We start from the raw sequence: 24,202 nt of genomic DNA on the forward strand, positions 1-24,202 counted from the left end.
TGAAATGAACCTTTCAGCGCAGCTGAAGTGCATATAAAATTGAGGTGAATAAAACATGCTTAGTGACACTATTGCTGCCGTATCAACGGCATTGGGCGAGGGAGGAATTGCAATTATCCGGGTCAGCGGCCCGCAAGCAATCTCCCAGGTAGCCCCATTATTCCGCAGCAAGACACCGCTTACGGAAGTGGAGTCGCATACCGTTCATTATGGGCATATCGTTAGTCCCGTTAACGGAGAACAATTGGAAGAAGTGCTCGTAACCGTGATGAAAGGGCCGCGTTCTTTTACTACTGAGGATGTTGTAGAAATTAGCGCCCATGGCGGGGTGATCTCTGTACGAAGAGTAATGGACCTTCTGCTGCAGCAGGACATCAGATTGGCGGAGCCGGGTGAGTTCACCAAACGTGCGTTTTTAGGCGGGCGTATTGATCTTTCTCAGGCGGAGGCTGTTATTGATCTGATCCGTTCCAAATCGGATCGTGCTTTTTCAGTTGCGCTTAAGCAGGTCAGCGGCTCTTTGTCGGAACGGATTGGGGCGCTGCGCCATACTTTAATTGAAACGATGGCTCATATTGAAGTGAATATTGATTACCCCGAGCATGATGTGGAATCCTTAACTGCTGAGTTCATCAAAACCAAAAGCAGTGAGGTAATGGACGGCATTAGTAAGCTCTTAAAAACAGCTAATGAAGGTAAAATACTGCGCGAAGGCATCACGACGGCGATTGTTGGGCGTCCCAATGTCGGCAAGTCATCACTGCTTAATGCGCTTGCCCGTGATAATAAAGCGATTGTAACCGATATTCCGGGAACGACGCGTGACGTTATAGAAGAGTATGTAACGATTAACAACATTCCGCTGAAGCTGCTGGACACCGCCGGAATTCGCGAAACAATGGATGTTGTGGAGAAAATCGGGGTGGAGCGCTCCAAAGCTGCTTTTAGCGATGCGGACCTGATTCTCTTGGTACTGAATGCCAGCGAAGAGCTGCATGAGGATGAACTGGCATTGATGGAACAAATCCACGGTAGACAAGCCTTGGTAATCATGAATAAAATGGACTTACCGTCCAGGCTCGATAAAAAGGAGCTGCTTCCTTATTTTAATGAAGCGAATATTGTGTCGATGTCTGTACTGGAAGAGCAAGGCTTGGATAAGCTTGAGGAAGCGATCTCTGAGCTGTTTTTTGGCGGCAAGCTGGAGTCGGGCGACCTGACTTATGTAAGTAATGTAAGGCATATTGCTCTGCTCAAAAAAGCCCAAAAATCGTTGCAGGATGCCTATGAGGCTGCAGATATGCATATTCCGATTGATATGATCCAGATAGATGTCCGTCTTGCGTGGGAACAGTTGGGTGAGATTATTGGAGATACGGCTGCAGACTCGCTGCTTGATCAAATTTTTTCGCAATTTTGTTTAGGCAAGTAACATTGCTTAGGTATTAAATAGAAGATTATAAGCACAAATTAAGGAGGTAACAGGATATGAATTATGATGGAGGCAGCTATGACGTAGTGGTCATTGGCGCAGGTCATGCCGGCTGCGAAGCTGCACTGGCCGCAGCCCGGATGGGCTGCCGCACGCTGATGATTACAATCAATCTGGATATGGTAGCCTTCATGCCATGCAATCCGTCTATTGGCGGACCTGCTAAAGGACATGTAGTGCGTGAAATAGATGCACTCGGCGGAGAAATGGGCCGCAATATTGATAAAACCTTTATTCAACTGCGGATGCTCAATACAGGCAAAGGCCCTGCAGTCCACGCTCTGCGTGCGCAAGCCGATAAATTTCTCTATCAGCATGCGATGAAGGAAACGATGGAGAAAACGCCGAATCTGACGCTTCGTCAGGGGATGGTGGAAGAACTGATTGTTGAAGATGGAAAGTGCGCCGGTGTTATTACGAAGACAGGAACGGTATATCACAGCAAAACGGTGATTCTAACCACAGGCACTTATCTGCGCGGCAAAGTGATTATGGGCGAACTGACCTATGAAAGCGGACCGAACAACCAGCAGCCGTCAGTGAAGCTGTCTGAGAATCTGCGCGAGCTGGGCTTTGATCTTGTGCGCTTCAAGACAGGCACACCCCCACGGGTGCATAAAGATTCGATTGATTTCTCCAAGACCGAGATTCAACCGGGAGACGAGAAGCCGAAATTCTTTTCCTTTGAAACGAAATCTTCAGATAATGAACAGCTTCCTTGTTGGTTAACCTATACCTCTGAGGTGACTCATCAGATCATCAATGATAATCTGCACCGGGCGCCGATGTTTACAGGTATTATTGAAGGAACGGGCCCGAGATACTGTCCATCCATTGAAGATAAGGTTGTTCGTTTCAGTGACAAATCACATCATCAGATTTTCCTGGAGCCAGAGGGTAAAAACACAGCAGAATATTACGTCCAAGGGTTGTCTACCAGTCTCCCTGAGGATGTTCAATTGGCTATACTCCGCTCAATCCCCGGGATGGAGAAGGTTGAGATGATGCGTAATGGTTACGCTATTGAATATGATGCAATGGTTCCAACCCAGCTCTGGCCTTCGCTCGAAACCAAACGTCTGCCTGGACTGTTCACAGCTGGACAAATTAACGGTACTTCAGGTTATGAAGAAGCTGCAGGGCAGGGAGTGATGGCAGGCATTAATGCAGCCCGCAAAGTGCAGGGCAAGGAACCAGTTGTACTAGATCGCTCTCAAGGGTATATTGGCGTACTGATTGATGATCTGGTGACCAAAGGAACGAATGAGCCTTATCGTTTGCTCACTTCGCGTGCAGAATACCGCCTGTTGCTCCGTCATGATAACGCTGACCTGCGCCTGACTCCGATCGGGTATGAGATTGGTCTGATACCGGAAGCACGTTATGAAGCTTTCTTGGATAAAAAAGCACGGGTGGAACGGGAAGTTGTCCGGCTTCAGGAAACCAAGGTCAAACCAGTTGATGTGAATACGCTGCTTGCTGAATATGATTCTGCACCTATTGTGGATGGAAGCAACCTGCTTACGCTGATGCGCCGTCCGGAAGTAGCTTACAGCTTTGTAGATCAGTTGTCGCCTTCTCCTGAAGGTTTGGATGAAGAGATGAAGGAACAGGTTGAAATTCAAATCAAATATGCCGGGTATATCGAGAAACAGCTTATGCATGTTGAAAAGCTGCAGAAGATGGAGAAAAAGAAGATACCGGATGATATCAATTACAATGAGATTCATGGACTCGCCATTGAAGCACGGCAAAAGCTGACCAAGATTGCTCCAATATCCATCGGCCAGGCTTCGCGTATTTCCGGCGTAACGCCGGCGGATATTTCAATTCTTCTCGTATATCTGGAGCATTATAACCGTGTGACGGCAGCGAAAGGATAATTTATGGATAACACTGCAGCGCAGTTTACTTTTTTATTGCAGGAACAAGGAATTAAGCTGACACCTGAGCAACTCACGCAATTTGAGCTTTATTTCCAGGAGCTTGTTTCTTGGAACGAAAAAATGAATCTCACCGGCATAACCGAACGTGACCAGGTGTACACTAAGCACTTTTACGATTCACTATCGCTTGCCTTCTATGTCGATATGGGAGAAGTGAAAAATCTGGCGGACATCGGTTCCGGCGCTGGTTTTCCGGGAATACCTCTGAAGATCTGTTTTCCGCATCTTAAGCTGACGATTGTTGATTCTCTCAGCAAGCGGATAGCTTTTCTCCAGCATGTCTGCGATACTTTAAAATTAAGTAATGTACAGTTGATTCACGGCCGGGCAGAGGATGTTGCAAGGCAATTTGCTCACCGTGATGCGTATGACCTTGTTACAGCCCGGGCAGTTGCCCGGTTGTCGCTGCTGAACGAGTTTTGTCTTCCGTTCACTCGCAAAGATGGTATCTTTGCAGCAATGAAGGGGAATGATCCTTCTGAGGAGCTAGCCGAGGCCAAACGTAGCTTGAAGGAATTACGTGCTGAATTACAAAAGGTAGAATCGTTTAGCCTGCCTGTTGAGGAGTCCGCAAGGCATATTGTGATGATCCGTAAGACCGGAGCCACTCCGGCTAAGTATCCCCGAAAGGCCGGAATCCCGGCTAAATCGCCACTGCTATAATTGTTTCACGTGAAACAATTTCCAATCCATATGAGTCAAATCAAGATCAAGCTCTTCATATTAATGAAGGCTTGATCTTTTTGTGAATATAGCGATGCTTATGATTCCAGAAGTTCATTGATCAATATAAAATGCAGGAAAAATAGGTCCCTATGGAGAATAGGATTATAGGCTGAAAAGTGATAGAATAATATAGTAAGACTTTTCATGTGGTAGTATATGAAGGCTAAGAGCCAGGTGATCTCCGGGCTGAAACAGACACCTGAATGCGATACGGACTATCGCTGCTTTTTCGGTCGGAAGCCTATGCTCCTTTTGAGGGCGGCTCAACTGCTTCTACTTGCTGTACGATAAGCTTTTCGCTAGGCATGGTCAAGAGGATCGTACTATAACGAAATTAGGTGGTTATGAACGGAATGAAAGAACAATTCACCAAGCTTTTTGGATTTACTGAGCGGAGCAGCGGAGAAGAGATCAAACAAATCCCAGTTCATGAGGTCGTCAGCAGTCCTTATCAGCCACGGACGATTTTTGATGACGAAAAGATAGACGAGCTATGCCAGACTATCAAGACTCATGGGGTTATCCAGCCGATTGTTGTGCGTGTGCGTGACTCCCAGTATGAGATTATTGCAGGTGAGCGGCGCTGGCGGGCAGTTAAGAAGTTGGGACTAGAAACGATCCCGGCCATTGTCCGTGAGTTCAATGATTCTCAGGCTGCATCTATCGCCTTGATAGAAAATCTGCAGCGCGAAGGCTTGACTTCAATTGAAGAAGCTATTGCCTATCAGAAGCTGATTGATCTTCACCAATTAACTCAAGAAAGCTTGGCACAGCGGCTTGGCAAAAGCCAATCGACCATTGCTAACAAGATCCGCTTGCTGCAGTTGCCGGAAGAAGTCAAAACAGCATTAATGGAAAGAAAAATTACAGAGCGTCATGCACGGTCACTGTTGTCACTGGACACTGTGGAAATGCAGCTAAAAGTTCTGGATGAGATTATTGCCAAGGGATTAAACGTCAAGCAGACGGAAGCGCGCATTGCTTTCTATAAAACAGTAACACAGACAAAGAAATCAAAACGGGTTTCCTACACCAAGGATGTTCGTCTTGCACTCAATACAATTCGCCAATCCATCGACATGGTGTCCGGTTCTGGGATGGAGATTAAGACCTCCGAAAATGATCGCGGGGACCATTATGAGATTGTAATTCAGATCCCAAAAAGATAAATGGTTTCAATAGCTGAAGGCGGCCCTGAGGTGATTGGCCGCCTTTTCTGTGACTTGAACTGAAGTGTATCATATGGGCTAAATATTGAAATTACCTGTATATTTGTCTATATTTCTCGCAGAAATTGATGCCGAATTTCAATGGCGCTTACGCCGTTACAACTTACGACCTACAAGATGATTTTTCTAACAATTCGAGGTGAAATTAGTGTCCAAGATTATTGCCATAGCAAATCAAAAGGGTGGTGTCGGCAAAACAACAACCTCTGTTAACCTGGGAGCCGGAATGGCGACTCTAGGGAAAAGAGTGCTTCTTGTTGATATCGACCCACAAGGCAACACTACTAGCGGTGTTGGCATCAACAAAGCGGATGTAGCAAATTGCATCTATGATATTCTAATTAACGAAGCCGATCCAGGAGAAACCATATTAGAGACACAGATTGAAGGGCTTCACATTATTCCGGCGACGATTCAATTAGCCGGTGCTGAGATTGAATTGGTATCCACTATATCCAGAGAGCTGAAGCTGAAGAAAGCACTCAATGCGGTTAAGGGCAATTATGATTATATTATTATTGACTGCCCGCCATCGTTGGGTATTCTTACCATTAATTCACTGACAGCGGCTGATTCTGTGATCATTCCGATCCAATGCGAATATTATGCGCTGGAGGGGCTGAGTCAACTGCTCAATACTGTTCGACTTGTCCAGAAGAATCTCAACCCACATTTGAAAATTGAAGGTGTATTGTTGACGATGCTGGATGCCCGGACCAATCTGGGGATTCAGGTTATTGAAGAAGTGAAAAAGTATTTCCAGGAGAAGGTCTATAGAACAATTATCCCTCGCAATGTCCGGTTAAGCGAAGCACCTTCTCATGGACAATCTATTATTACTTACGATAACCGTTCCAAGGGAGCGGAAGTGTACCTAGAGTTGGCAAAGGAAGTGATCTCATATGAGTAAGCGCTTAGGGAAAGGACTAGATGCATTAATCCCATCCTTATCCATCAATGAAGATGATAAGGTTGTAGAGATACCACTGGGGCAGTTGCGGGCTAATCCTTATCAGCCGCGTAAAGATTTCAATGACGAAGCTATTCAAGAATTGGCAGAATCAATCAGACAGCATGGTGTGATTCAACCTATTATTGTTCGCAGCGTACTCAAAGGTTATGAAATCATTGCCGGTGAACGCCGATTCCGGGCCTCGCAGTATTGTGGCAAAGCAACGATCCCAGCGGTTGTTCGGAGCCTGAGTGATCAGCAGGTCATGGAAATAGCGCTGATCGAAAACCTGCAGCGGGAAAATCTTAATGCGATGGAAATTGCTGTAGCTTATCAAGGGCTGATGGATCAATTTGAGCTCACCCAGGAAGAGCTTTCACTGAAGGTAGGAAAATCAAGATCCCATATTGCCAACTTTCTGCGTCTGCTGTCATTGCCGGAAGAGGTTAAGGAATATGTTTCACGTGGAACAATTTCTATGGGACATGCCAGGGCTATCGTGGGGCTGAAGGATTCCGAAGCTGTGAAGCAGCTCGCGGATCAATGCGTGGAACAGCAATGGAGTGTCAGAGAACTGGAGGAGGTTGTGAAAAACCTCGACCGTAAACCTACGGGAGCAGTTAAAACGAAGGTGGTCAAGCGGGATCCATATATTGATAATGTAGAGGAAATGCTGCGTGAAAGATTCAAAACGACGGTGAAAATTAAGCAAGGAAAAGAAAAAGGGAAAATCGAATTGAACTATTACAGTGCCCAAGACCTGGAAAGATTATTGGAACTGTTGGGAAACTGAGATGGATATCTGTGCCCGAAAACATATCCTGAGATATCCCTTAAAACGGATATGGAGGGGTATGTTTTTATAATGAGAAGGTGGGGGTAGAAAGATGGAAAAGCTGGTTTATTTGGATCATGCAGCAACATCATGGCCAAAACCGCCTGAAGTCGGTGCGGCAATGATGGAGGTGCTTGAGCATTCCGGAGCAAATGCCGGACGAGGAAATCATTCACTGGCGATAGGTGCGGGGCGGGTGCTGGTGAAAGCGCGGAACCAGCTCGCTGGACTTTTTTCTATCTCCAACGCTCAAGACATTGCATTCACAAACAACACCACAATGGGACTAAATATGGCTATTAAGGGTACACTTCAACCAGGGGATCATGTAATATCGACAATGACGGAACACAACTCTGTCCGCCGGCCGCTGGAATACTTGCGCGCGACAAAAGGGATTTCCGTTGATTATGTGAAGGTTGATCAGAAGGGACAAGTGGATTTGCTTGAGCTGCAAAGTAGCTTTAAACCAAACACGAAAATGGTGATTTGCAATCATAGCTCGAATTTACTGGGGAGTATTCTGCCCATTGGCGAAATTGGGGATATGGCGAAGTCACATGGTGCGGTCTTTTTGGTTGATGCTGCTCAAAGTGCCGGCTCTCTGACTATTGATGTGGGGGAGATGAATATAGATCTGCTTGCTTTTCCGGGGCATAAAGGGCTGCTCGGTCCACAAGGGACAGGGGGATTGTATATATCGCCGTCACTGGATTTGGAGCCGCTGCTGCACGGAGGGACAGGCAGTCAGTCGGAAAATAGCGCCCAGCCGAGTGTGAGGCCCGATCGTTATGAGGCAGGTACGCAAAATGCTGTAGGCATAGCGGGGCTACTCGCAGGTGTGAAAAAAGTAATGTCTATTGGGACACGGAATATTCACCAGCAGGAGTGGCTGTTGACTCAAAAGCTTATGGAAGGCTTGTCCGGCATTCCTGGTATCAGATTGCTTGGGCCGGGTCTGGGATCACAGCGCAGCGGGATTGTAGCCTTCGTCATTGAGGGGGAGGAGTCAGCACATATCGCTCACCGTCTGGATCGTGAATATAATATCGCCGTGCGTGCAGGGATGCACTGCACTCCCTTGGCTCATATGGCTGTAGACACATTGGAGAGCGGAGCTGTGAGAGCAAGTGTTGGCGTTAGCTCAACGAAGCAGGATATTGACAGAATGCTGGCCGCCATGGTGGAGATGTATGGCCGCGCTCGCATAAGATAAAAATAAAGGATGGTCCATACATGTCGGAATTAAATCAAATAATTACAGAGCAGCTATCGCTATTTATCATGGGATTTGCATTTGTAATCATACTGCTGGCAATAGTTCTAATCGTTCAGGGGGCGAAAATCCGGAAAATGCGGCGCAGATATGAAGCCATGATGACCGGTAATGGTGTAGAGGACCTCGAAACCCTGCTGATTGATCTGAAAAACCAAGGAGACATGCTGGAAGAAGGCCAACGCGAGCATAAAGCAATGATTGAAGCAGCGCAGGCCAAAATCCGCGGTATGAAATCAAAGGTTGCGTTGAAGCGGTACAATGCCTTTGGGGAGCGGGGAAATGACCTGAGTTTCTCGCTTGCTATACTGGATGATAATCGCAACGGAATTGTTCTGACCAGCCTTCATAACCGGGAAAATTCTTATATTTACTCCAAACCCCTGGAGAACGGGGAATCACAATATCCATTGTCTCCTGAAGAAAAAGAGGTTATTGCTCTCGCGTTGCAGCAGAGCTAGCGTGGGTATTCCACTGCTTCAAGGCCGAATAGAGACTGGAGGCAATGATGTCTGATAGCCGCATTACAAGACTCAATCTTGTATTCTGCAGGACAAAGTACTCCATGAATCCGCCGACATTTACAATCCCGGTCAGATGGATATCCCCGACAGGGGGAAGCTGCTTGTTCACCCCGGCTCCGGGACGCAGCGGGCCGTCAACGACCTGAATGCAGCCGACACTTGCGGAATGACCCAGGCAGGCATCAATACCGATGATAAAAGGATTATTATGCTTTTCATGAATAAGGGTAAGGGTTTCTTCCAGATTCACAGCATGCACAGGCTCGTCTAGTGTGCCATACAGATGAAACAGGGGACTATGAAAACGGGCTAACGCTGTGCCGACAAGCGGGCCGAGTGCGTCCCCGGTCGAACGGTCTGTACCCACACATACAATTATGATCGGTGTATCAGAGCGGGTGCGTGAAAAGTGGAAAAGCAGCCGATGGGTAATGGCAGAATAGATATTGGGATCGGCATGTGATATTTTTAAACAAGACGGTTCTGGCAATGGTGCAGCTTTAGAAGAAAAATTCATAGGATCTTCCTTTCTGAGCCGGGAGTTATTATGATCCTAGTATATGGATGCAAGAAGCTTTTTATACTTGAGTGGGAAGAGATAGGACGATTAGCCTAAGGAGGCGCGCGTGTGAATGGATGAAGAACTACTGATTGCCTTTGACTCCACCCAGCAGGCGCTGCGTGCCGAAATGCTGCTCGAATATGCAGAAATTGAGATTGATATATTCCCGACTCCCAAGGAGATTACAGCAGGATGCGCGATGTCGATTCAATTTCCAAGTGAGGCGCTGGAAGAGGTTCAGAAGATTATTGAGGAACAGAATGTTGAAATACGCGGGATTTATGGCAAATCCGCAGACGGCGGCTACTTATTAGTCGGGGAAAGAGAGGGAGGAACCCAATGAATAAGTGGACACTGGAAACAACAACTGAAGAAGCTGTAAAAGGGATCGTCCAATTCAGAGATAAAGTATGGAATCTGCTGTCAGATGTAGACATGTGGGTAAATGTGCTTTTAGCAGGCCTGAGAATTCTGATCATCTTTATTGTAACCCGGGTCATTATTAAAGTTGTATCGAAGGTGATCGACCGTTCAATGGAGAGAGAAACCCGTGGCAGATTGCTCTCGAATAATCGCCGGTTCTCAACCGTAGGCGGGCTGCTGAAAAATGTAGTTACGTTCATCTGCAATTTTGTCATGATTTTACTTGTTCTTTCCGAGTTCAATGTCAACCTTGGACCACTGCTCGCAGGTGCCGGTGTGGTTGGACTTGCTATCGGGTTTGGCGCACAAAGTTTGGTCAAGGATGTAATCACAGGGTTTTTTATTATTTTTGAGGATCAGTTCGCGGTTGGCGATGTGATTCAGACGGGAACCTACAAAGGGACGGTTGAGATGATTGGTCTCAGAACGACCAGACTGCTTAGCAGCACCGGAGAGGTGCATATCATCCCTAATGGTACAATCATCAATGTTACGAACTATTCGCTGGCGAACGCACTCGCGGTAGTGGATGTTCCGGTCAAGATCGAACGGGGCCTGGAGACTACATTGTCATTAATCGGGGAAGCACTTGTAGGGATCGAGGACCGGAATCCAAACGTTATCGCTTATCCCAATATTCTTGGCATCCAGTCGATGAGCACCTCAGAGTATGTGATCCGGGTAGCGGCAAATTGCCTTCCCAATGCGAGGGATGCTGCGGAACGGCAAATTCAAAGTGATATTAAACAGGCGCTGGAGAAACAGAGCGCACTCGAGGCGGCTAGGGCCGAACAGGAAGCACGCGAGCAGGCGGAGCGGGAGGCAAGGGCGGCAATGGAAGCAAGGGCTCTGGCGGACGCACAGCGGGGACATGAATCGTCCAGTCGGAGTCCGAATAGGCAAGTGGCGGCAGCACAAGAGGGAGAAGAGGAGGGAGACTAATGGAACGGAAGGTTTTTGGACTGGGCGATATCGTGCAAATGAAGAAGCAGCATCCTTGCGGTACTAATGAAATGGAGATTATCCGTATGGGGATGGACATCCGGATTAAGTGTACCGGCTGTCAGCATAGTGTCCTGATTCCCCGCGCCAAGTTCGAGAAGAACATGAAAAAAGTGCTGCGTGCGGCAGAAGCGCCAGATGCTGAATAATCGGACTTGCAAAAGCAACGGTGCCATGATACAATAATTCTTGCTGCGGAGAGGTACCCAAGAGGCCCAAGGGGGCTGACTCGAAATCAGTTAGGCGTGTCAAAGCGTGCGTGGGTTCGAATCCCACCCTCTCCGCCACTTCAGCATAATATCATTTGTTTATGAATCCTTCGTTATCAGAACGAAGGTTTTTTGTTTCTTTACATATTTTAGAGCATGCAAAAAGAGGAACCTTTTCAGGTCCCTCTCCAGAGGCAGTACATCAATGATGTTCGGATTTTTTCTGTCTATAGCCGCTAAAGTGAAAAAGGTATTGCTGGGCTGAATCCTTATTTAAGGGACTCAGCCTTTACTCTCCCTGTCTTACAATAGTTGCTGATTCAGAAATCCTGTGATTGTGTTCGTCTACGACGTCCAACGGAACCACACCTCTCTTTTGTACTGCCTAATTGTATTATGTGCATGTACAGTTTTTTTATACACGGCTTTAAAAATAAATTAGTGGACGCGCGCCTTTTCAACCTTTTTCCACTTGCGGTTTTTATTTGTGGTTTCAGGGAAGGGTTCGCCTTTCTCCATCTTGATCCGCTTCGGGTTCTGAATTTCCGTGTGGAAGCTCCGCGCCTCGCCAACCTCGGTGTACAAGCCTGGATTTGGGGCCCTATCGCCTTTTTCATATTCTGTTTTTTCGCCCATGATATCTCTCCTTCTGTAAGCGTAGTAAATGCATTGTATATTGTGCGCACAGAGGATTGTCTTCATGTAAATTATTAAGACCCATGATCTGGCGTGAATGAATAATGCTTGCAATCATCAGAACAATTTGGTATATTCATTTGGTGCGAGTCTATGTTTGTGCTCGTTCCTTGCTCCTGACATGATCAGGGGCCGCAGACCATAAGGAGGTGAAAATTATGCGCAAATATGAAGTCATGTACATTATTCGTCCTGACATTGAACAAGAAGCCGTTCAAGCAGCAGTCGAAAAATTCCAAGGCATCATCTCCAACGGCGGAGGAGAAATTACAAAGCACGATGTGCAGGGTAAGCGCCGTCTTGCGTATGAGATCAAGAAATTCCGTGATGGCGTTTATGTTCTGGTAAACTTCACTGCAGAACCTGCAGTAGTTACTGAATTGGAACGTATCATGAAGATTTCTGACGAAGTCATTCGTTATCTCATTACGAACGACGTTGCCTAAGTTGTTGACAAGCTTTGTAATGAATCGCTTTACAAGGAGGGGACCATAATTGTTGAACCGTATCATTCTGATCGGTCGGTTGACCCGTGACCCGGAACTTCGCTATACTCCTGCTGGTGTTGCCGTAACACAGTTTACGCTTGCCGTAGACCGTAACTTTACGGGCCAGAACGGTGAACGCGAGGCGGACTTTATCCCGGTAGTAACCTGGAGACAGCTGGCTGAAACCTGCGCCAATTATTTGCGCAAAGGACGTCTGACAGCCGTGGAAGGCCGCATCCAAGTACGGAATTACGAGAATAATGAAGGTAAACGTGTATACGTTACTGAAGTTATTGCCGATAACGTCCGTTTCCTGGAATCTTCGCAGAATCGTGAAGGTGGAAATGCATCAGGTGGTGGAAGTATGCCCGAAGAACCAGCCTATGGCGGGGGTAACGGTGGTAACAGTGGACGCGGAAACAGCAATAATTTCTCGCGTAGCAACAATAATCAAGATCCTTTTTCGGGCGATGGAAAACCGATCGATATATCGGACGATGATTTGCCATTTTAATAAGGAAGGACTGAACTGACATGGCTTTCAAACAAAGAGAAGGCGGAGACAACGACAAAAGACCAGCACGTCGTGGTGGACGCAACAAGCGTAAGAAAGTGTGCTACTTCACTGTGAACAAGATTACTCACATTGATTATAAAGACACTGAGCTTCTTAAGAAGTTCATCAGCGAACGCGGAAAGATTTTGCCGCGTCGTGTAACTGGTACAAGTGCAAAATACCAACGCGCTCTGACCATTGCTGTAAAACGCTCGCGTCAAATCGCGCTGCTGCCTTACACAACGGAATAAGACGTTATACGAAGCAGTCGGGAAACCGGCTGCTTTTTTGTGCCAATTGCAGCCTGGATGCGGAATTTTAATGAAAATAGACCCCTGTACCCTGGCTGTTAATTGACGTAGAATACAGAATGTAGTAAATTACAGATATCCTATAACTGAAGGGGAAATATTGATGTCGGTGAGCGTTCTTAACTAAGCAATTTCATATCATCTGATTAACAGGCTGCGCAGGTCTCGCTTATCGCGATACATGTGCTCTATTTGATTATGTCCGCCGAGGATCTAATCAAAGCTTGTTGAGGGATGAATGATTTAGTTAAGAACACACTCGAAGCGTCATGAAGCCTCTTTACGGCTAATGATCTCTTTGTTAGTAAACCGTGCTCTTGCAGCACGGTTTTTTCTGTTGTCAGATCCGCTTCACGCAAGGTGCGGAGCTGACAGAATGCAAAGAGGGCAATAGCCTGCCAATTGAGGGCAAAGACCGCCGTAGTGCAGTCTTTGCCCTTTTTTGCGTTAGCGTTAGGAAATAGCTCTGCCAGCCTGAGAACTCAGGTGAGGAATGAAGGAGGATTACAAAGATGAATTTACAAAGCCTGAACACACTGGAATACGAGGAAATCAAGCAGGAGCTGGGGCGGCATGCGGTTTCTTATGAGGGGAAAAGACATGTGAACGAGCTTAACCCCATGACTTATCTGCCGGCGATTCATAGGGCGATGGATGAAGCGGCTGAGGCCAAGGAACTGCTGGAGAGAGGCGCGAGTGTCCCTATTCCTTCATTGGAGGGAATGGAGTGGATCATCTCGCTGCTCGGCACGGGCTACCTGTACAGTGTGCAGGATTTTACAGCGGTCTCCCTGTTTCTGAATAGCTGCGGCCAGCTGCGCAAATATATGGCCTCCAAGGAGCAGAGTGCTCCACGGATTGCTTCATATGCGGCTTCATTGATGGAGCTTAAGCCTGTACAGGAGGAGATTGAACGCTGTATCCGTTTTGGAGCTATTGACGATCAGGCCAGCAAGGGACTGGAACGGGTCCGTAAACGGCTGAACGTGGCTAAAGACCGGCTGCAAAGAAAAATAGAAGGTGTGATGTCCAGGCATCAGGCAATTCTGCAGGAGAATCTGGTCAGCATGCGCGGTGGACGGTATGTCATCCCTGTAAAAAGGGAATATCACAAGCAGGTGAAGGGTGCGGTGCTGGATCAGTCGACCAGCGGGCAGACGGTATTTGTAGAGCCTGACGAGATCGCTGCTTTGCAGGGAGAGCTTGAGCTGCTGTCAGCGGATGAGGCACGGGAGGAAACGCTGATTCTAAGCATGCTGACCGGCCTTCTTGAGCAGGAGCAGACAGCGCTGCGTCTCAATGTTGAAATCACCGGGAATTACGATTTTATTTTTGCTAAAGCCAAATATGGACGGACGCTGGGCGCAAGGGCAGTGGCCTTGAATGACAAGGGCTTCCTGCGAATGAACGGCGGCAGACATCCGAAGCTGAAGGATATGGTGCCGGTCAGCCTGGAATTCGGCAAAGGATATAAATCTCTGATCGTCACGGGGCCAAATACAGGCGGCAAAACGGTCGTGCTGAAAACATTGGGGCTGCTAACGTTAATGGCGCAATCCGGGCTGCTGATTCCTGCAGAGGAAGGGAGCGATTTTACAGTATTTACGGATGTGATCAGTGTGATCGGGGACGGACAGAGCCTCACGCAGTCGCTAAGCACCTTCTCGGCGCAGATGAAGAGCATTGAGGGGATGCTGAGGGATGCGGGCAAGGGCGTGCTGCTGCTGATTGACGAGCTGGCAGCCGGTACGGACCCGGAAGAGGGGTTTGCGTTGTCTATCGCTATTCTCGAAGAGCTGAACCGCAAAGGCGCCAATATTATGGTTACTACGCATTTTAATGAGCTAAAAGTCTTCGCCGCCTCCACCAGCGGGTTTCAAAATGCGCGGATGGAGTTTGATAAGGATACGCTGCAGCCGCTCTACCGGCTGACGATTGGCGAGGCGGGCGAGAGCTACGCCCTGCAGATTGCCGAGAAGCTGGGGATACCGGAAGCGGTCATCCGGCGCTCGCAGGAGCTGGTCGTGCAGCAGCGCGAATTAGACGGGAACAGAAGGTCCAGGAACAGTTTCAATGTGCAAGGAGGCCATAAAATGCCTGAGGTTGGCAAGGATACCGGCAGAGAAGGGCCTGCAGGCTCAAAATCAGCTATTAACGGAGCAGAGGATACTTCAACACGCCTAATTGATGAGGAGCAGGCACAACAGGACACCGACGGTAAAGAGCAGAGAAAGGATTTTGAAGTCGGAGATGCGGTGTATGTCAGCTCGATGGGGCGGACGGGAATTGTCTATGAGAAGAGGGACGCACTGGGAATGGTCGGTGTGATGATTCAGAAGCAAAAAATGAGGTTCAATCACAAACGGCTAAAGCCGTACCTTTCCAAAGAGGAACTGTACCCGGAGGACTATGATTTTGATATTATTTTCGAGAGCAAGGATACGCGGAAAAAGCGCAAGCTGATGCGTAGAAAGCATGTGGAAGGCCTGACAATCATCCATAAGGAGGAAGAAAGGTAAGAGGTGTAGTACACCCCCGAGGTCTGCCCGTATGGGCGGGCCTTTTTCTGCCAGGTATTACTGGGAAATTTCTTTAATTTGTCAGTTGTATCTTTTATTTTTCCACTATATGTAAGGGTTTTCATGAGCTATATTGAAAAGCAAATATCTTGCCCGAGAGAGGAGGGTAGGGACTTGAACGGGAGATTTATCGTATCACAGGCATGACTGCAAGCATTCTCATCTTCTCAATAAAGGAGTTGACTAATGAACATGCATTTGCAAATTAAAAAGAAAGCTGTTTCCAGAATTTCTGCAGTACTGTTGATTGCTGCGCTGGTTGCGACAGGCATGCCATTGCAAGTACAAGCTGGAGATACGTGGCCGTTCAAAGGAGAAGCAGCGCATGGTGTGAATCAGCCAAGCGTACACGGTTACACAAGCGGCCACATTCTGGATTGGAGTCCGGAAACGGACCGCGATGCGGAGATGCTGCGATCCTTCGTTCCTTTACAGCACAGAATCGCTCCATTTGCTGCTACACAGGCTAAACCCAACCTGAATCCAAATGTAAAGATGACCAACGTAAGCGGCGATTACGGCAACGCGTTCATCGAAAATGCGGCCTATACGAACAAGTTTGCCCAATACCACTTCGGCTTTTGGCAGTATGTGGACTATTGGTCGCCTTGGCATGGAACGGCCACGGCTTATACGCCATCTGCATATTATGATGATGTTGCGCAAGCTGACTGGAAGCAGAAATGGTTCGAATTTGGGATCCTGAACATTCCGAACCCGACCTATACGGATGCCGCTCACAAGAATGGCGTATTGTCCCTGGCCGGCATCTTTTTCTCCAACAATGACCGTGGACAGCAGACGTATAAACAGATGCTTGTCAAGGATGCGAGCGGCGGGTTCCCTGTAGCCAAGAAGCTGGCCCAGATGGCCAAATACTTCGGCTATGACGGATATTTCATCAATCAGGAGGAACTAAGCCCCAACGTTCAAACGAGCGACATACCAGACTATATTGAATTTATTAAGACACTGAAAAAGGGCGGATTATACGTTCAATGGTATGACTCCCTAAATACGTCCAGCGGGCAAAATACTTTTGCAAGAACCTTCAATGATAGCAATATTTCGCTGCTGTATGACAAGAGTAAGAAGGAGGCGGTCTCTGACTCCTATTTCTTTGATTACGGCGTGGGTCAAACCCAAATTAATAGTGCCAAGAGCTATTTGAACCAGTTGAATGCCAGTTCCGGAACCAGCTATTCCATTTATGATGTCGGCTTTGCCGGTCTGGAGGCGGGACGCGACAGGTTCACCTCGACTAACGTTAATGCCCTCAAGAGTAAGCTGGACGGAAGCGGTGTGCCGCTTGTCAGTATAGCGACGCTTGGAGCCGATTTTGTACATGCCGGCTATAATGATAATCTGCCTTGGCCGTCGAATGACCGGGCGAATAATGACTATCAGTGGGAAACGAAGAAAAGAGAGCAGCAATGGTGGTCAAGCCCGAACGCGAACCCCCGGGAAACGGCTGCTTCCACGGCTTGGCCGGGAATTTCATCAGTCATTGCGGAGCGTTCCGTCATTGGCAGCGCCAACTTCTATACGAACTTCAACACCGGGCACGGTTTGTCCTACTATAAAGCTGGCGCGGTTTCGAGCAATAATGAATGGTCCAACATGAGCTTGCAGGATGTGCCGGTAACCTGGCAATGGTGGCAGGATACCACCGGCAGCAGGCTGACGGTTGATTATGACTACGGCTCCAAATATAAGAAGGACCCGGCTTTCAGCTATACACAAATCGGAGGCTATGACGGAGGGAACTCGCTTGCTATAAGCGGCAATCTTAATGCCGAGAACTTCCTGCGTTTGTATAAAACCGAGCTGGACGTCAAAGCCACCTCTAAGCTGTCGCTTACGTACAACAAACCCTCGGCCAATGATGCTTCTTCGATGTCCATTGGCCTGATCTTTAAAGACCAGCCGAACACGGTTGTCAAAGTGCCTGCAGCTGACGGCAGCAAAACAACCAGCTGGACGACGAAGGAGCTGGACCTCAGCATGTATGCCGGTAAGACTATCGCCGCATTCGGTCTCGTTGCTGCTCCGAACGGCAGCGCGATTGCGGGCTATCAGATGAATGTCGGGCAAATCCGGATTTATGATGGCACAGCCGCTCTTCCGGCGGCTCCGACAGGTCTTGCCTTGACCAATGTGTTCACCGATACGAACGAAATGGTTATCCATTGGGACATCAATACGAATTATTCCCAGGTCAAAAATTATAATGTCTACGTCAATGATGTATTCGTTGGCGGCAAATACGACAAAACCTTCTACATCAAAAAACTGCCGGCCCGTTCGGGGGTTGTAAAAGTAATTCCGGTGGGAGCGGATGGCCGCGAAGGTGCAGCAGCAGCGCTGCCGTTCGATCTGAACGCCGCCGTTTCCGGCATCGGAGCCGTTTCCGGGGAGAATGGAGAGCTTGCGGTATCCTGGACGAATCCTGCAGCAGCATCCGGCGCAATTACAGTAAGCGTGAAATCGCTGAACTGGACGACAACGGCAGCGCCAATATCCACGACTAAGACGGTCCCGGCAGGATCGACTTCCGCACTATTTACGGGCATGCCTATCAATGGGGATGACTATGTTGTCAGCATAGCAGTGGGCAATCAACACCCGGTTGCGAAGAGCGGGAATTTTATTGACAAAACGATAGAGCCTTATGCGGAAGCTTGGTCCTGGAAAGGAAATACGCTGAGCCTGCCGATGCCGAACACAAGAGACTGGCGCTATCTGTACGTCTATGAGAATGGGGTTGCCATGCAGTTCGATACCACCTACTCATCCGGTAAGAAGCCTTATATCGTTCGCGGACGTTCTACAAAGGCCTCCTTATTTGTAACGCCTGCATCTACTTCAAGCAACATTACACTTGTTATGGAGGACTACGCCGGCAACAAATCAGCACCTGTATATGTACGGGGCTCTGGAAAATAATCGAGTAGCAGGAGCGTTCCGCTCAGAGTTTTTGGGCGGAACGCTCTTTTTGCGTTTATATGGGCGATTTGGACCTCATTTGGCATCGCTGGAGAGCATGTTATAATGCTATAGTCTGGTAATCCAAGAATTTCGTTGATATACTTGAGCGGAATCTGTCATTTTCTTTTTAACCTGTGGAAATATAATGGCATATATATAGAACTAGAGAAGTTTTTAAGAAAAGTGCTTGCGGAGAGCGCTTACATTTGGGAAGGGAAGGACTATATGAGTAGGCTCAAATTTAGCGGGCTGCTGCTTGCAATGGCAATCTTGTTATCCGCGTGCAGTATAACGGGCTCAGACAACCATTCCGATTCGGTGCAATTTGATGAGACGGCAGAAAAGCCTGTGGCTGGGGGAATTGTTACATACGGCTACTCCTCTCCATTCCAGGGCTTGTTTGAGCCTGTCTTTTATGAAGGTGAAGACGATGCTCAGGTTCTGGAGTTCATTACGGAGGCCATGTTTACGGTAAATGACGATTTGTCTACAGTACCCAATATTGCTACTTGGCAGGAGTCCGAGGACCACACTGTCTTTACTTTTAAAATAAAACCGGGTGTTCTCTGGCATAATGGCGACGAGCTGACGGTGGAGGATTGGAAATTTGCGCTTGAAACGATTGCCAGTCCCGATTATACGGGGTCGCGTTACTACAGTGTGGAAATGATTAAAGGTGTGGAAGCTTATCATAAGGGAGAAGCCAAGGAGATATCCGGCATTAAGGTCATTGATCCCTACACGCTGAGAATTACGATGAATGCCGTCCGTGTGAATACGATCGACAATCTGTGGCCATACCCGATGAACAAAAAGTATTTCAGCGGAGTAGCGGTCAAGGATATGACTGCCAGTGATCAGGTGCGAAAGCATCCCATCGGCATAGGTCCGTTTGAGGTAACCAATATTGTCCCGGGGCAGCTCGTGGAAATGAAGCGGTTTGACGATTATTACCAGGGCAAGGCGCTGCTGGACGGTGTGCAATATAAGGTATTTGATGACAAAGAGATCACAAGCCTTTTTGAAGAAAACAAGCTTGATATGGCTATGGCGCCACGTGACGGGTATGCAGCCCTGGCGAAGCTGGACAAGGTGGAAATCATGCAGTCCCCAGAGCTGTCTTACGAGTACATAGGATTCAAATTTGGGTCTTGGGATAAAGAAGCCCAGAAGATTGTTATGAATAATCCTAAGTTTAAGGACAAACGTTTACGCCAGGCCATGTATTATGCACTGGATCGCGAAGGCATTATCAATAAATATTCTTATGGTCTAGGCAGTCTGATTGAAACACCGGTTCCCAGCTCAAGCTGGGCGAAAATCGCCGATTCAGAAATCAATACTTATCCTTATAGCCCGGAGAAAGCAAAAGCGCTGCTGGACGAGGCGGGATATGTCGACACAGATGGCGATGGCTTCCGCGAGGACCCCAAAGGCAAGAAACTGGTAATTCATTATGATGCCATGACCGGCAGTACGACGGCAGAGCCGCGTACCCAGGCTATCCTGCAGAACTGGCGGGATGTAGGGCTGGATGTCCGGCTGAATGGCGGGCAATTGAAGGAGCTTAACACCTTCTATGAAGCGGTGGAGAATGACGACCCGTCAGTCGAGCTGTTCAACGGGGTATGGGGACTGGCCAGTGATCCCGATCCTTCAGGCCTATGGCGGGCAAATGACCTGTGGAATTATGCACGGTGGAGTTCAAAGCGCAGTGAAGAACTGATTCATGAAGGCATTGGGGTGAAATCATACGATAAGGAGTACCGCAAACAGGTCTATTATGAATGGCAAAAACTGATCAATGATGAAGTGCCGATGATCTTTTTTGCCGAGCGGACGAATATTACTGCTGTAAATAAACGTCTGCAGAACGTACATGTCAATTCCATGAGCAGCATTATTGAGCCGCAAAAATGGTGGATAAAGAATGAATAGCAGCAAAGCTCGGGAGACGCGGCCGGATGGCGGTGCCCCCCGGCTTTGCTTTTTTTTGCGAAATCTGAATCAAAATGAAGTTTAGTTCGTCATATACTTTACAGAATACAAGTACCTTCAGCACTAATACTGTCGTTATTTGTTGTTTCTTTTTCGGTGACAAGTGATTACAATAGAAATATTGTTTGTGTGCCAATGTAGTTTTCCAAGTATATACCACCCTTTAGAATGACCCGAATTCCGGAAAGGAGGGAACCCTAATACTGAATCGGGCCCAACCCATAACAGCCGAGAAAAGCCCACTATGACTGCTTGGTACGTTACAGGCAAGCATTGTAAATAGATCGCAAGCAATTATTTATACATTCCACAATAAAGAAGGAATCAAAAATCATGAACAAATTCAGAAAAATAAAGAAACGATATATCGTCATTATTTCTGCGCTGGTGGTGATTCTCCTCGGAGGATTTCTGTTCCAAAAACAGCTGGCTGTACTGGCGTTTGATCTATTTCTGTCGGATCGGGTCGAGAACAAGCTGGCGGAGGAATCTTATAAGCCTTTGGTTAATGACAGCAACACTACGGTCAAACCGGAACCCATTGTTTACAAAAGTGATCCGTTCTCGCTGATGCTGCTCGGTACAGACCAGCGCAAGAATGAAACTGCCCGTTCGGATACCATGATCTATGCGGTTATTCGTCCGGAGGATTACAAGATCCTGCTGATCTCCATACCGCGTGATACGTATACCGAAATCATTGGACATGACGATAATAAAAAAGATAAAATAACACATGCTTACGCATTTGGCGGTCAGAAAATGGCTAAAGACACGCTGGAAGCGCTGCTCGGCCACGAAATTCAATATTATGCCACAATTAATTTTCAGGGTCTGAAGGATGCAGTTGATGCCATTGGCGGTGTTCCGCTGCCCATCAAAAAAGATATTGTGAATAAGGGCAAGGATCATGAGAAATTTACCATCAAAGGCGGAAAATCGAACTATGACGGTGAAGAAGCGCTCAATTATACACGTTACCGTGAGGACAGTGACTTCAACCGCACGAAACGGCAGCAGGTCTTTATTGATGTAGTGGCGAATAAAATGTTATCCATCAGCCAAATCGGCAATATTCCCGAGCTGCTGGATATTATGGGCGAAAACTTCAAGACAGACATTCAGCCTTCCATGATCATCAGTCTCGCCAGAAAGTTCATGGGCGGCAAGGATATGGATATATCCAGCTTCACGGTTATGGGTGAAGGTAAACGCATCGGCGGGATATATTATGACATCGTTAATGAAGAGGATCTGAGCAAAGCGAAGGCTATGATCGACAACTGGATGAATGCCAGCACACCGGTAGATCAATTGATCGAGCCGGGCAAGGCGCAAAATGCGCTGGAGCCTGCGGCTACAGCGGCAGCTCAATAATCGCCCCGGTTATAACATCATAAGATACAGAAGCAGCAGCCATGTGCAGGGTCGATGGCTGCTGCTTACTGTTCTCATGTTATAATGGTGTGGAGCCAAGCGGAAACGGCTTCGCCGTCTTTATAAGACGGTATCCGTTTCAGCGATAAAATTCCTTCGGAACTCTTTGAGGAGGATCAAGAGATGAATATTGCGTTTTTTTTACTGCCGAAACAGGAGGTGGCCTGCGTAACACTCGATTCAACGCTGCGCCAGACCCTGGAACGGATGGAGTTTCACCGCTATACTGCTGTCCCGATTCTGAACCGTGACGGTGAATACGCCGGTACTGTAACAGAAGGCGATCTGCTCTGGTATATGAAGGATTCGGGTGGTGCGGTTACGTTCGAAAACGCTTCGAAGTATTTGCTTAAGGATGTGCCGCTGCGGATGAATAATCTTCCGGTCTCCATAGATGCTGACATGGAGGATTTGATCAATCTGGCCAAGGTGCAGAACTTTGTGCCGGTAGTTGATGATATGAACCGGTTCATTGGCATTGTCCGCCGCAGTCAAATTATTGAGTATTGTGAGAAGGTTGTTGCACGCCAGTCGCAGGAATCATTATAATTCATCCACTGCGGGAGCAGAAGCAAGGTTGACCAAGGCCTGTATTTCCGGCGACAACGGAATGCGGGCCTTTTTGGAAGCGGTACAGTCCGTTTGTGGGACGCGGGGCGTCCCGTGTAGCTAGGGTAATTATTTATGCTATAATGGAGAATAATGCTTTTTGCCGGAGGTAGAGAGATCGTGCCCAATCCGAAGGATCTGGATGTAGCCAAACGCGCCAAGGTAATTGAGTGGTTGAAGACCGAAGTCGTTGATCAAGTCTCGCGGTTATTCAAAGCATTGTGGGAGGGCAGCACTACTCGTGTCGGCGACAGCCTTGCCAGCCTGATTATGAGCTCTTATATCCTGGGGCGCAGACTGGGCATCCCTTATCGTGAGATGGATGACCTGCTGATGGAGAAGCTTAAGAAGCACAGACAGGAAGGCCATCAGTTGGAAGAATGGTACCAGGATATATCTGCGTTAGAAGAACATATGCGTAAGAGGTGAATACTGTTGAAATTTCGCTGGACATCTGTGGCATGGAGCATAGCTTATCTGCTTTTGCTGCTGTCGTTATCAACCCCGCTACTCATTATCACGACCCTTTTTATGATTATTCCGGCGGTAGTGCTGTTCACTACTCTAAGTACCAAGCAGTTTATCTTCCATATCCTGCCCGTACTGCTGATTGTAGGTCTGATCACACCTGTTTATGTTTTGATAGCGGTCTATTTCTTAATACCTGCCTTAGTTATGGGGCGCTGGTATAAGAAGCGGGCTTCAGCCATGTCCACCCTTGTTGCCGGAACGGTTGCCATCCTCGGCGAATTTTTGCTTTTGCTGCTGATTGGGACAGCGGTGTTTGGTTTTGACCTCTCCACTTATGTGAACGATGTGCTACAGATGGTGAATTCGCCGCTGGCAGAGCTGGGTGCGGGCAATCCGCTGTTGACCGATCTGAGGTTCACAAGGGAGGATGTAAATGCGATCAGCCATATGACCGTCCAGATTATTCCAATGGCGCTGATTATGAGCTCATTCATGATATCTGTTATCACACATTCCATCGTCCGTCCGATTCTGAACAGTATGGAATATGCAGTACCGAAGCTGAAACCGGCCCGCGATTGGAGACTTCCAAGATCATTCATCTGGTATTATCTGCTGGGTGTCGTGCTTAGTCTTCTGTTTGGTGGCGGAAACAGCGGGTTCATGCCAATGATCTCGGATAATCTGCTGCCTCTGCTAAGGATTGCTTTTGTCATTCAGTCCATTGGTTTCCTCTTCTTCCTGGTGCATGAGCGCAAATGGAGCAAGGTTGTGGCGCTTCTGCTGGCAGTGCCCGTTATTCTGCTGCCGGGGCTGTGGATTATCGGTATAGTCGACCTGGCGTTCCCGCTGCGGGAGCTTGTGACGAAATCGAAACGATAGGGTGAGGGCTC

23 protein-coding genes and 1 tRNA gene are annotated in these 24,202 nt (G+C 47.8%); 22 read left to right on the forward strand and 2 right to left on the reverse strand.

All coding sequences use genetic code 11. The features are described from left to right. Positions 1 to 55 precede the first annotated feature (55 nt). The 8 genes from mnmE (at position 56) to ACX1DY_RS14625 (ending at position 8,917) form a co-directional block, all read left to right on the forward strand. Complete coding sequence (gene mnmE / locus ACX1DY_RS14590; protein ID WP_458964918.1) at positions 56 to 1,432, forward strand: tRNA uridine-5-carboxymethylaminomethyl(34) synthesis GTPase MnmE; 1,377 nt, start codon at positions 56 to 58, stop codon at positions 1,430 to 1,432. Positions 1,433 to 1,488: 56 nt separating this feature from the next. Then, a complete protein-coding gene (gene mnmG, locus ACX1DY_RS14595) occupies positions 1,489 to 3,375 on the forward strand; it encodes a tRNA uridine-5-carboxymethylaminomethyl(34) synthesis enzyme MnmG (protein WP_458964919.1) in 1,887 nt (628 codons plus the stop codon). A gap of 3 nt (positions 3,376 to 3,378) precedes the next feature. Then, positions 3,379 to 4,101 (forward strand): 16S rRNA (guanine(527)-N(7))-methyltransferase RsmG, encoded by a 723-nt coding sequence (gene rsmG, locus ACX1DY_RS14600; RefSeq protein WP_458964920.1) that lies wholly within the window; start codon positions 3,379 to 3,381, stop codon positions 4,099 to 4,101. A 416-nt stretch (positions 4,102 to 4,517) separates the two neighbouring features. After that, the gene (gene noc, locus ACX1DY_RS14605) at positions 4,518 to 5,333 is read left to right on the forward strand and encodes a nucleoid occlusion protein (protein WP_458964921.1); all 816 of its coding nucleotides are present in this window, start codon (positions 4,518 to 4,520) and stop codon (positions 5,331 to 5,333) included. Positions 5,334 to 5,541: 208 nt separating this feature from the next. After that, positions 5,542 to 6,303 (forward strand): ParA family protein, encoded by a 762-nt coding sequence (locus tag ACX1DY_RS14610; RefSeq protein WP_458964922.1) that lies wholly within the window; start codon positions 5,542 to 5,544, stop codon positions 6,301 to 6,303. After that, positions 6,296 to 7,138, forward strand: coding sequence for a ParB/RepB/Spo0J family partition protein (locus ACX1DY_RS14615; protein ID WP_458964923.1), 843 nt, complete (start codon positions 6,296 to 6,298; stop codon positions 7,136 to 7,138). Before ACX1DY_RS14610 ends, ACX1DY_RS14615 begins: the two co-directional genes overlap by 8 nt. Before the next feature lie 94 nt (positions 7,139 to 7,232). Continuing rightward, positions 7,233 to 8,396: an aminotransferase class V-fold PLP-dependent enzyme gene (locus tag ACX1DY_RS14620; RefSeq protein WP_458964924.1), complete on the forward strand. Its 1,164-nt coding sequence runs from the start codon at positions 7,233 to 7,235 to the stop codon at positions 8,394 to 8,396. A gap of 20 nt (positions 8,397 to 8,416) precedes the next feature. Beyond that, the gene (locus tag ACX1DY_RS14625; RefSeq protein ID WP_458964925.1) at positions 8,417 to 8,917 is read left to right on the forward strand and encodes a DUF4446 family protein; all 501 of its coding nucleotides are present in this window, start codon (positions 8,417 to 8,419) and stop codon (positions 8,915 to 8,917) included. On the opposite strand, the gene yyaC is transcribed toward ACX1DY_RS14625, so the two are convergent. After that, a complete protein-coding gene (gene yyaC, locus ACX1DY_RS14630) occupies positions 8,889 to 9,497 on the reverse strand; it encodes a spore protease YyaC (protein ID WP_458964926.1) in 609 nt (202 codons plus the stop codon). The two genes, ACX1DY_RS14625 and yyaC, sit on opposite strands and share 29 nt — an antisense overlap. Positions 9,498 to 9,612: 115 nt before the next feature. Here yyaC and ACX1DY_RS14635 point away from each other — a divergent pair, with 115 nt between their 5' ends. The 4 genes from ACX1DY_RS14635 to ACX1DY_RS14650 all read left to right on the forward strand — a co-directional run bounded on the left by ACX1DY_RS14635 (position 9,613) and on the right by ACX1DY_RS14650 (position 11,254). Next, a complete protein-coding gene (locus ACX1DY_RS14635; RefSeq protein ID WP_458964927.1) occupies positions 9,613 to 9,885 on the forward strand; it encodes a DUF3343 domain-containing protein in 273 nt (90 codons plus the stop codon). Next, positions 9,882 to 10,907 carry a mechanosensitive ion channel family protein gene (locus tag ACX1DY_RS14640; RefSeq protein WP_458964928.1) on the forward strand — a complete coding sequence of 342 codons (1,026 nt, stop codon included), beginning with the start codon at positions 9,882 to 9,884 and terminating at the stop codon, positions 10,905 to 10,907. The genes ACX1DY_RS14635 and ACX1DY_RS14640 overlap by 4 nt, the downstream gene beginning before the upstream one ends. Continuing rightward, entirely contained in the window at positions 10,907 to 11,116 is a 210-nt protein-coding gene (locus ACX1DY_RS14645) for a DUF951 domain-containing protein (RefSeq protein WP_458964929.1), read from the forward strand. Before ACX1DY_RS14640 ends, ACX1DY_RS14645 begins: the two co-directional genes overlap by 1 nt. Positions 11,117 to 11,163: 47 nt before the next feature. Beyond that, positions 11,164 to 11,254 (forward strand) — tRNA-Ser (locus tag ACX1DY_RS14650). A gap of 360 nt (positions 11,255 to 11,614) precedes the next feature. Here ACX1DY_RS14650 and ACX1DY_RS14655 read toward each other — a convergent pair. Continuing rightward, positions 11,615 to 11,812, reverse strand: a complete 198-nt coding sequence (locus ACX1DY_RS14655; RefSeq protein WP_458964930.1) for a YjzC family protein — start codon at positions 11,810 to 11,812, stop codon at positions 11,615 to 11,617. Between the two features lie 218 nt (positions 11,813 to 12,030). Between ACX1DY_RS14655 and rpsF the strand changes: the two genes are divergently transcribed. From rpsF to ACX1DY_RS14705, 10 genes are all read left to right on the forward strand, one after another. Continuing rightward, positions 12,031 to 12,318 carry a 30S ribosomal protein S6 gene (gene rpsF, locus ACX1DY_RS14660; protein ID WP_458964931.1) on the forward strand — a complete coding sequence of 96 codons (288 nt, stop codon included), beginning with the start codon at positions 12,031 to 12,033 and terminating at the stop codon, positions 12,316 to 12,318. A 49-nt stretch (positions 12,319 to 12,367) separates the two neighbouring features. Beyond that, on the forward strand, positions 12,368 to 12,874 hold the full coding sequence (gene ssb / locus ACX1DY_RS14665; protein ID WP_458964932.1) for a single-stranded DNA-binding protein: 507 nt from the start codon (positions 12,368 to 12,370) through the stop codon (positions 12,872 to 12,874). A 20-nt stretch (positions 12,875 to 12,894) separates the two neighbouring features. Further along, positions 12,895 to 13,167: a 30S ribosomal protein S18 gene (gene rpsR / locus ACX1DY_RS14670; RefSeq protein WP_019914552.1), complete on the forward strand. Its 273-nt coding sequence runs from the start codon at positions 12,895 to 12,897 to the stop codon at positions 13,165 to 13,167. Positions 13,168 to 13,739: 572 nt separating this feature from the next. Next, positions 13,740 to 15,746, forward strand: a complete 2,007-nt coding sequence (locus ACX1DY_RS14675; RefSeq protein WP_458964933.1) for an endonuclease MutS2 — start codon at positions 13,740 to 13,742, stop codon at positions 15,744 to 15,746. A 246-nt stretch (positions 15,747 to 15,992) separates the two neighbouring features. Then, positions 15,993 to 18,752 (forward strand): endo-beta-N-acetylglucosaminidase, encoded by a 2,760-nt coding sequence (locus ACX1DY_RS14680; protein WP_458964934.1) that lies wholly within the window; start codon positions 15,993 to 15,995, stop codon positions 18,750 to 18,752. Between the two features lie 267 nt (positions 18,753 to 19,019). Then, on the forward strand, positions 19,020 to 20,732 hold the full coding sequence (gene opp4A, locus ACX1DY_RS14685; RefSeq protein ID WP_458964935.1) for an oligopeptide ABC transporter substrate-binding protein: 1,713 nt from the start codon (positions 19,020 to 19,022) through the stop codon (positions 20,730 to 20,732). A 393-nt stretch (positions 20,733 to 21,125) separates the two neighbouring features. Further along, positions 21,126 to 22,169 (forward strand): LCP family protein, encoded by a 1,044-nt coding sequence (locus ACX1DY_RS14690; protein WP_458964936.1) that lies wholly within the window; start codon positions 21,126 to 21,128, stop codon positions 22,167 to 22,169. A gap of 183 nt (positions 22,170 to 22,352) precedes the next feature. Next, positions 22,353 to 22,778: a CBS domain-containing protein gene (locus ACX1DY_RS14695; RefSeq protein ID WP_019914561.1), complete on the forward strand. Its 426-nt coding sequence runs from the start codon at positions 22,353 to 22,355 to the stop codon at positions 22,776 to 22,778. Between the two features lie 153 nt (positions 22,779 to 22,931). Continuing rightward, positions 22,932 to 23,267 carry a MazG-like family protein gene (locus ACX1DY_RS14700; RefSeq protein WP_458964937.1) on the forward strand — a complete coding sequence of 112 codons (336 nt, stop codon included), beginning with the start codon at positions 22,932 to 22,934 and terminating at the stop codon, positions 23,265 to 23,267. 6 nt (positions 23,268 to 23,273) lie between these two features. Further along, on the forward strand, positions 23,274 to 24,191 hold the full coding sequence (locus ACX1DY_RS14705) for a DUF2232 domain-containing protein (RefSeq protein WP_458964938.1): 918 nt from the start codon (positions 23,274 to 23,276) through the stop codon (positions 24,189 to 24,191). The last annotated feature ends 11 nt before the right edge of the window (positions 24,192 to 24,202 follow it).

Source organism: Paenibacillus sp. BAC0078, assembly GCF_054483875.1.

Excerpts from the sequence above, each read along its gene's own strand:
- yyaC (WP_458964926.1), bottom strand. The coding sequence starts at position 9,497 with ATGAATTTTTCTTCTAAAGCTGCACCATTGCCAGAACCGTCTTGTTTA.
- rpsR (WP_019914552.1), top strand. The coding sequence starts at position 12,895 with ATGGCTTTCAAACAAAGAGAAGGCGGAGACAACGACAAAAGACCAGCA.
- opp4A (WP_458964935.1), top strand. The coding sequence starts at position 19,020 with ATGAGTAGGCTCAAATTTAGCGGGCTGCTGCTTGCAATGGCAATCTTG.
- ACX1DY_RS14675 (WP_458964933.1), top strand. The coding sequence starts at position 13,740 with ATGAATTTACAAAGCCTGAACACACTGGAATACGAGGAAATCAAGCAG.
- ACX1DY_RS14635 (WP_458964927.1), top strand. The coding sequence starts at position 9,613 with ATGGATGAAGAACTACTGATTGCCTTTGACTCCACCCAGCAGGCGCTG.
- ACX1DY_RS14700 (WP_458964937.1), top strand. The coding sequence starts at position 22,932 with ATGCTTTTTGCCGGAGGTAGAGAGATCGTGCCCAATCCGAAGGATCTG.
- ACX1DY_RS14680 (WP_458964934.1), top strand. The coding sequence starts at position 15,993 with ATGAACATGCATTTGCAAATTAAAAAGAAAGCTGTTTCCAGAATTTCT.
- rsmG (WP_458964920.1), top strand. The coding sequence starts at position 3,379 with ATGGATAACACTGCAGCGCAGTTTACTTTTTTATTGCAGGAACAAGGA.
- ACX1DY_RS14645 (WP_458964929.1), top strand. The coding sequence starts at position 10,907 with ATGGAACGGAAGGTTTTTGGACTGGGCGATATCGTGCAAATGAAGAAG.
- ACX1DY_RS14690 (WP_458964936.1), top strand. The coding sequence starts at position 21,126 with ATGAACAAATTCAGAAAAATAAAGAAACGATATATCGTCATTATTTCT.
- noc (WP_458964921.1), top strand. The coding sequence starts at position 4,518 with ATGAAAGAACAATTCACCAAGCTTTTTGGATTTACTGAGCGGAGCAGC.
- mnmE (WP_458964918.1), top strand. The coding sequence starts at position 56 with ATGCTTAGTGACACTATTGCTGCCGTATCAACGGCATTGGGCGAGGGA.
- ACX1DY_RS14655 (WP_458964930.1), bottom strand. The coding sequence starts at position 11,812 with ATGGGCGAAAAAACAGAATATGAAAAAGGCGATAGGGCCCCAAATCCA.
- ACX1DY_RS14620 (WP_458964924.1), top strand. The coding sequence starts at position 7,233 with ATGGAAAAGCTGGTTTATTTGGATCATGCAGCAACATCATGGCCAAAA.
- ACX1DY_RS14625 (WP_458964925.1), top strand. The coding sequence starts at position 8,417 with ATGTCGGAATTAAATCAAATAATTACAGAGCAGCTATCGCTATTTATC.
- mnmG (WP_458964919.1), top strand. The coding sequence starts at position 1,489 with ATGAATTATGATGGAGGCAGCTATGACGTAGTGGTCATTGGCGCAGGT.
- rpsF (WP_458964931.1), top strand. The coding sequence starts at position 12,031 with ATGCGCAAATATGAAGTCATGTACATTATTCGTCCTGACATTGAACAA.
- ACX1DY_RS14640 (WP_458964928.1), top strand. The coding sequence starts at position 9,882 with ATGAATAAGTGGACACTGGAAACAACAACTGAAGAAGCTGTAAAAGGG.
- ACX1DY_RS14615 (WP_458964923.1), top strand. The coding sequence starts at position 6,296 with ATGAGTAAGCGCTTAGGGAAAGGACTAGATGCATTAATCCCATCCTTA.
- ACX1DY_RS14695 (WP_019914561.1), top strand. The coding sequence starts at position 22,353 with ATGAATATTGCGTTTTTTTTACTGCCGAAACAGGAGGTGGCCTGCGTA.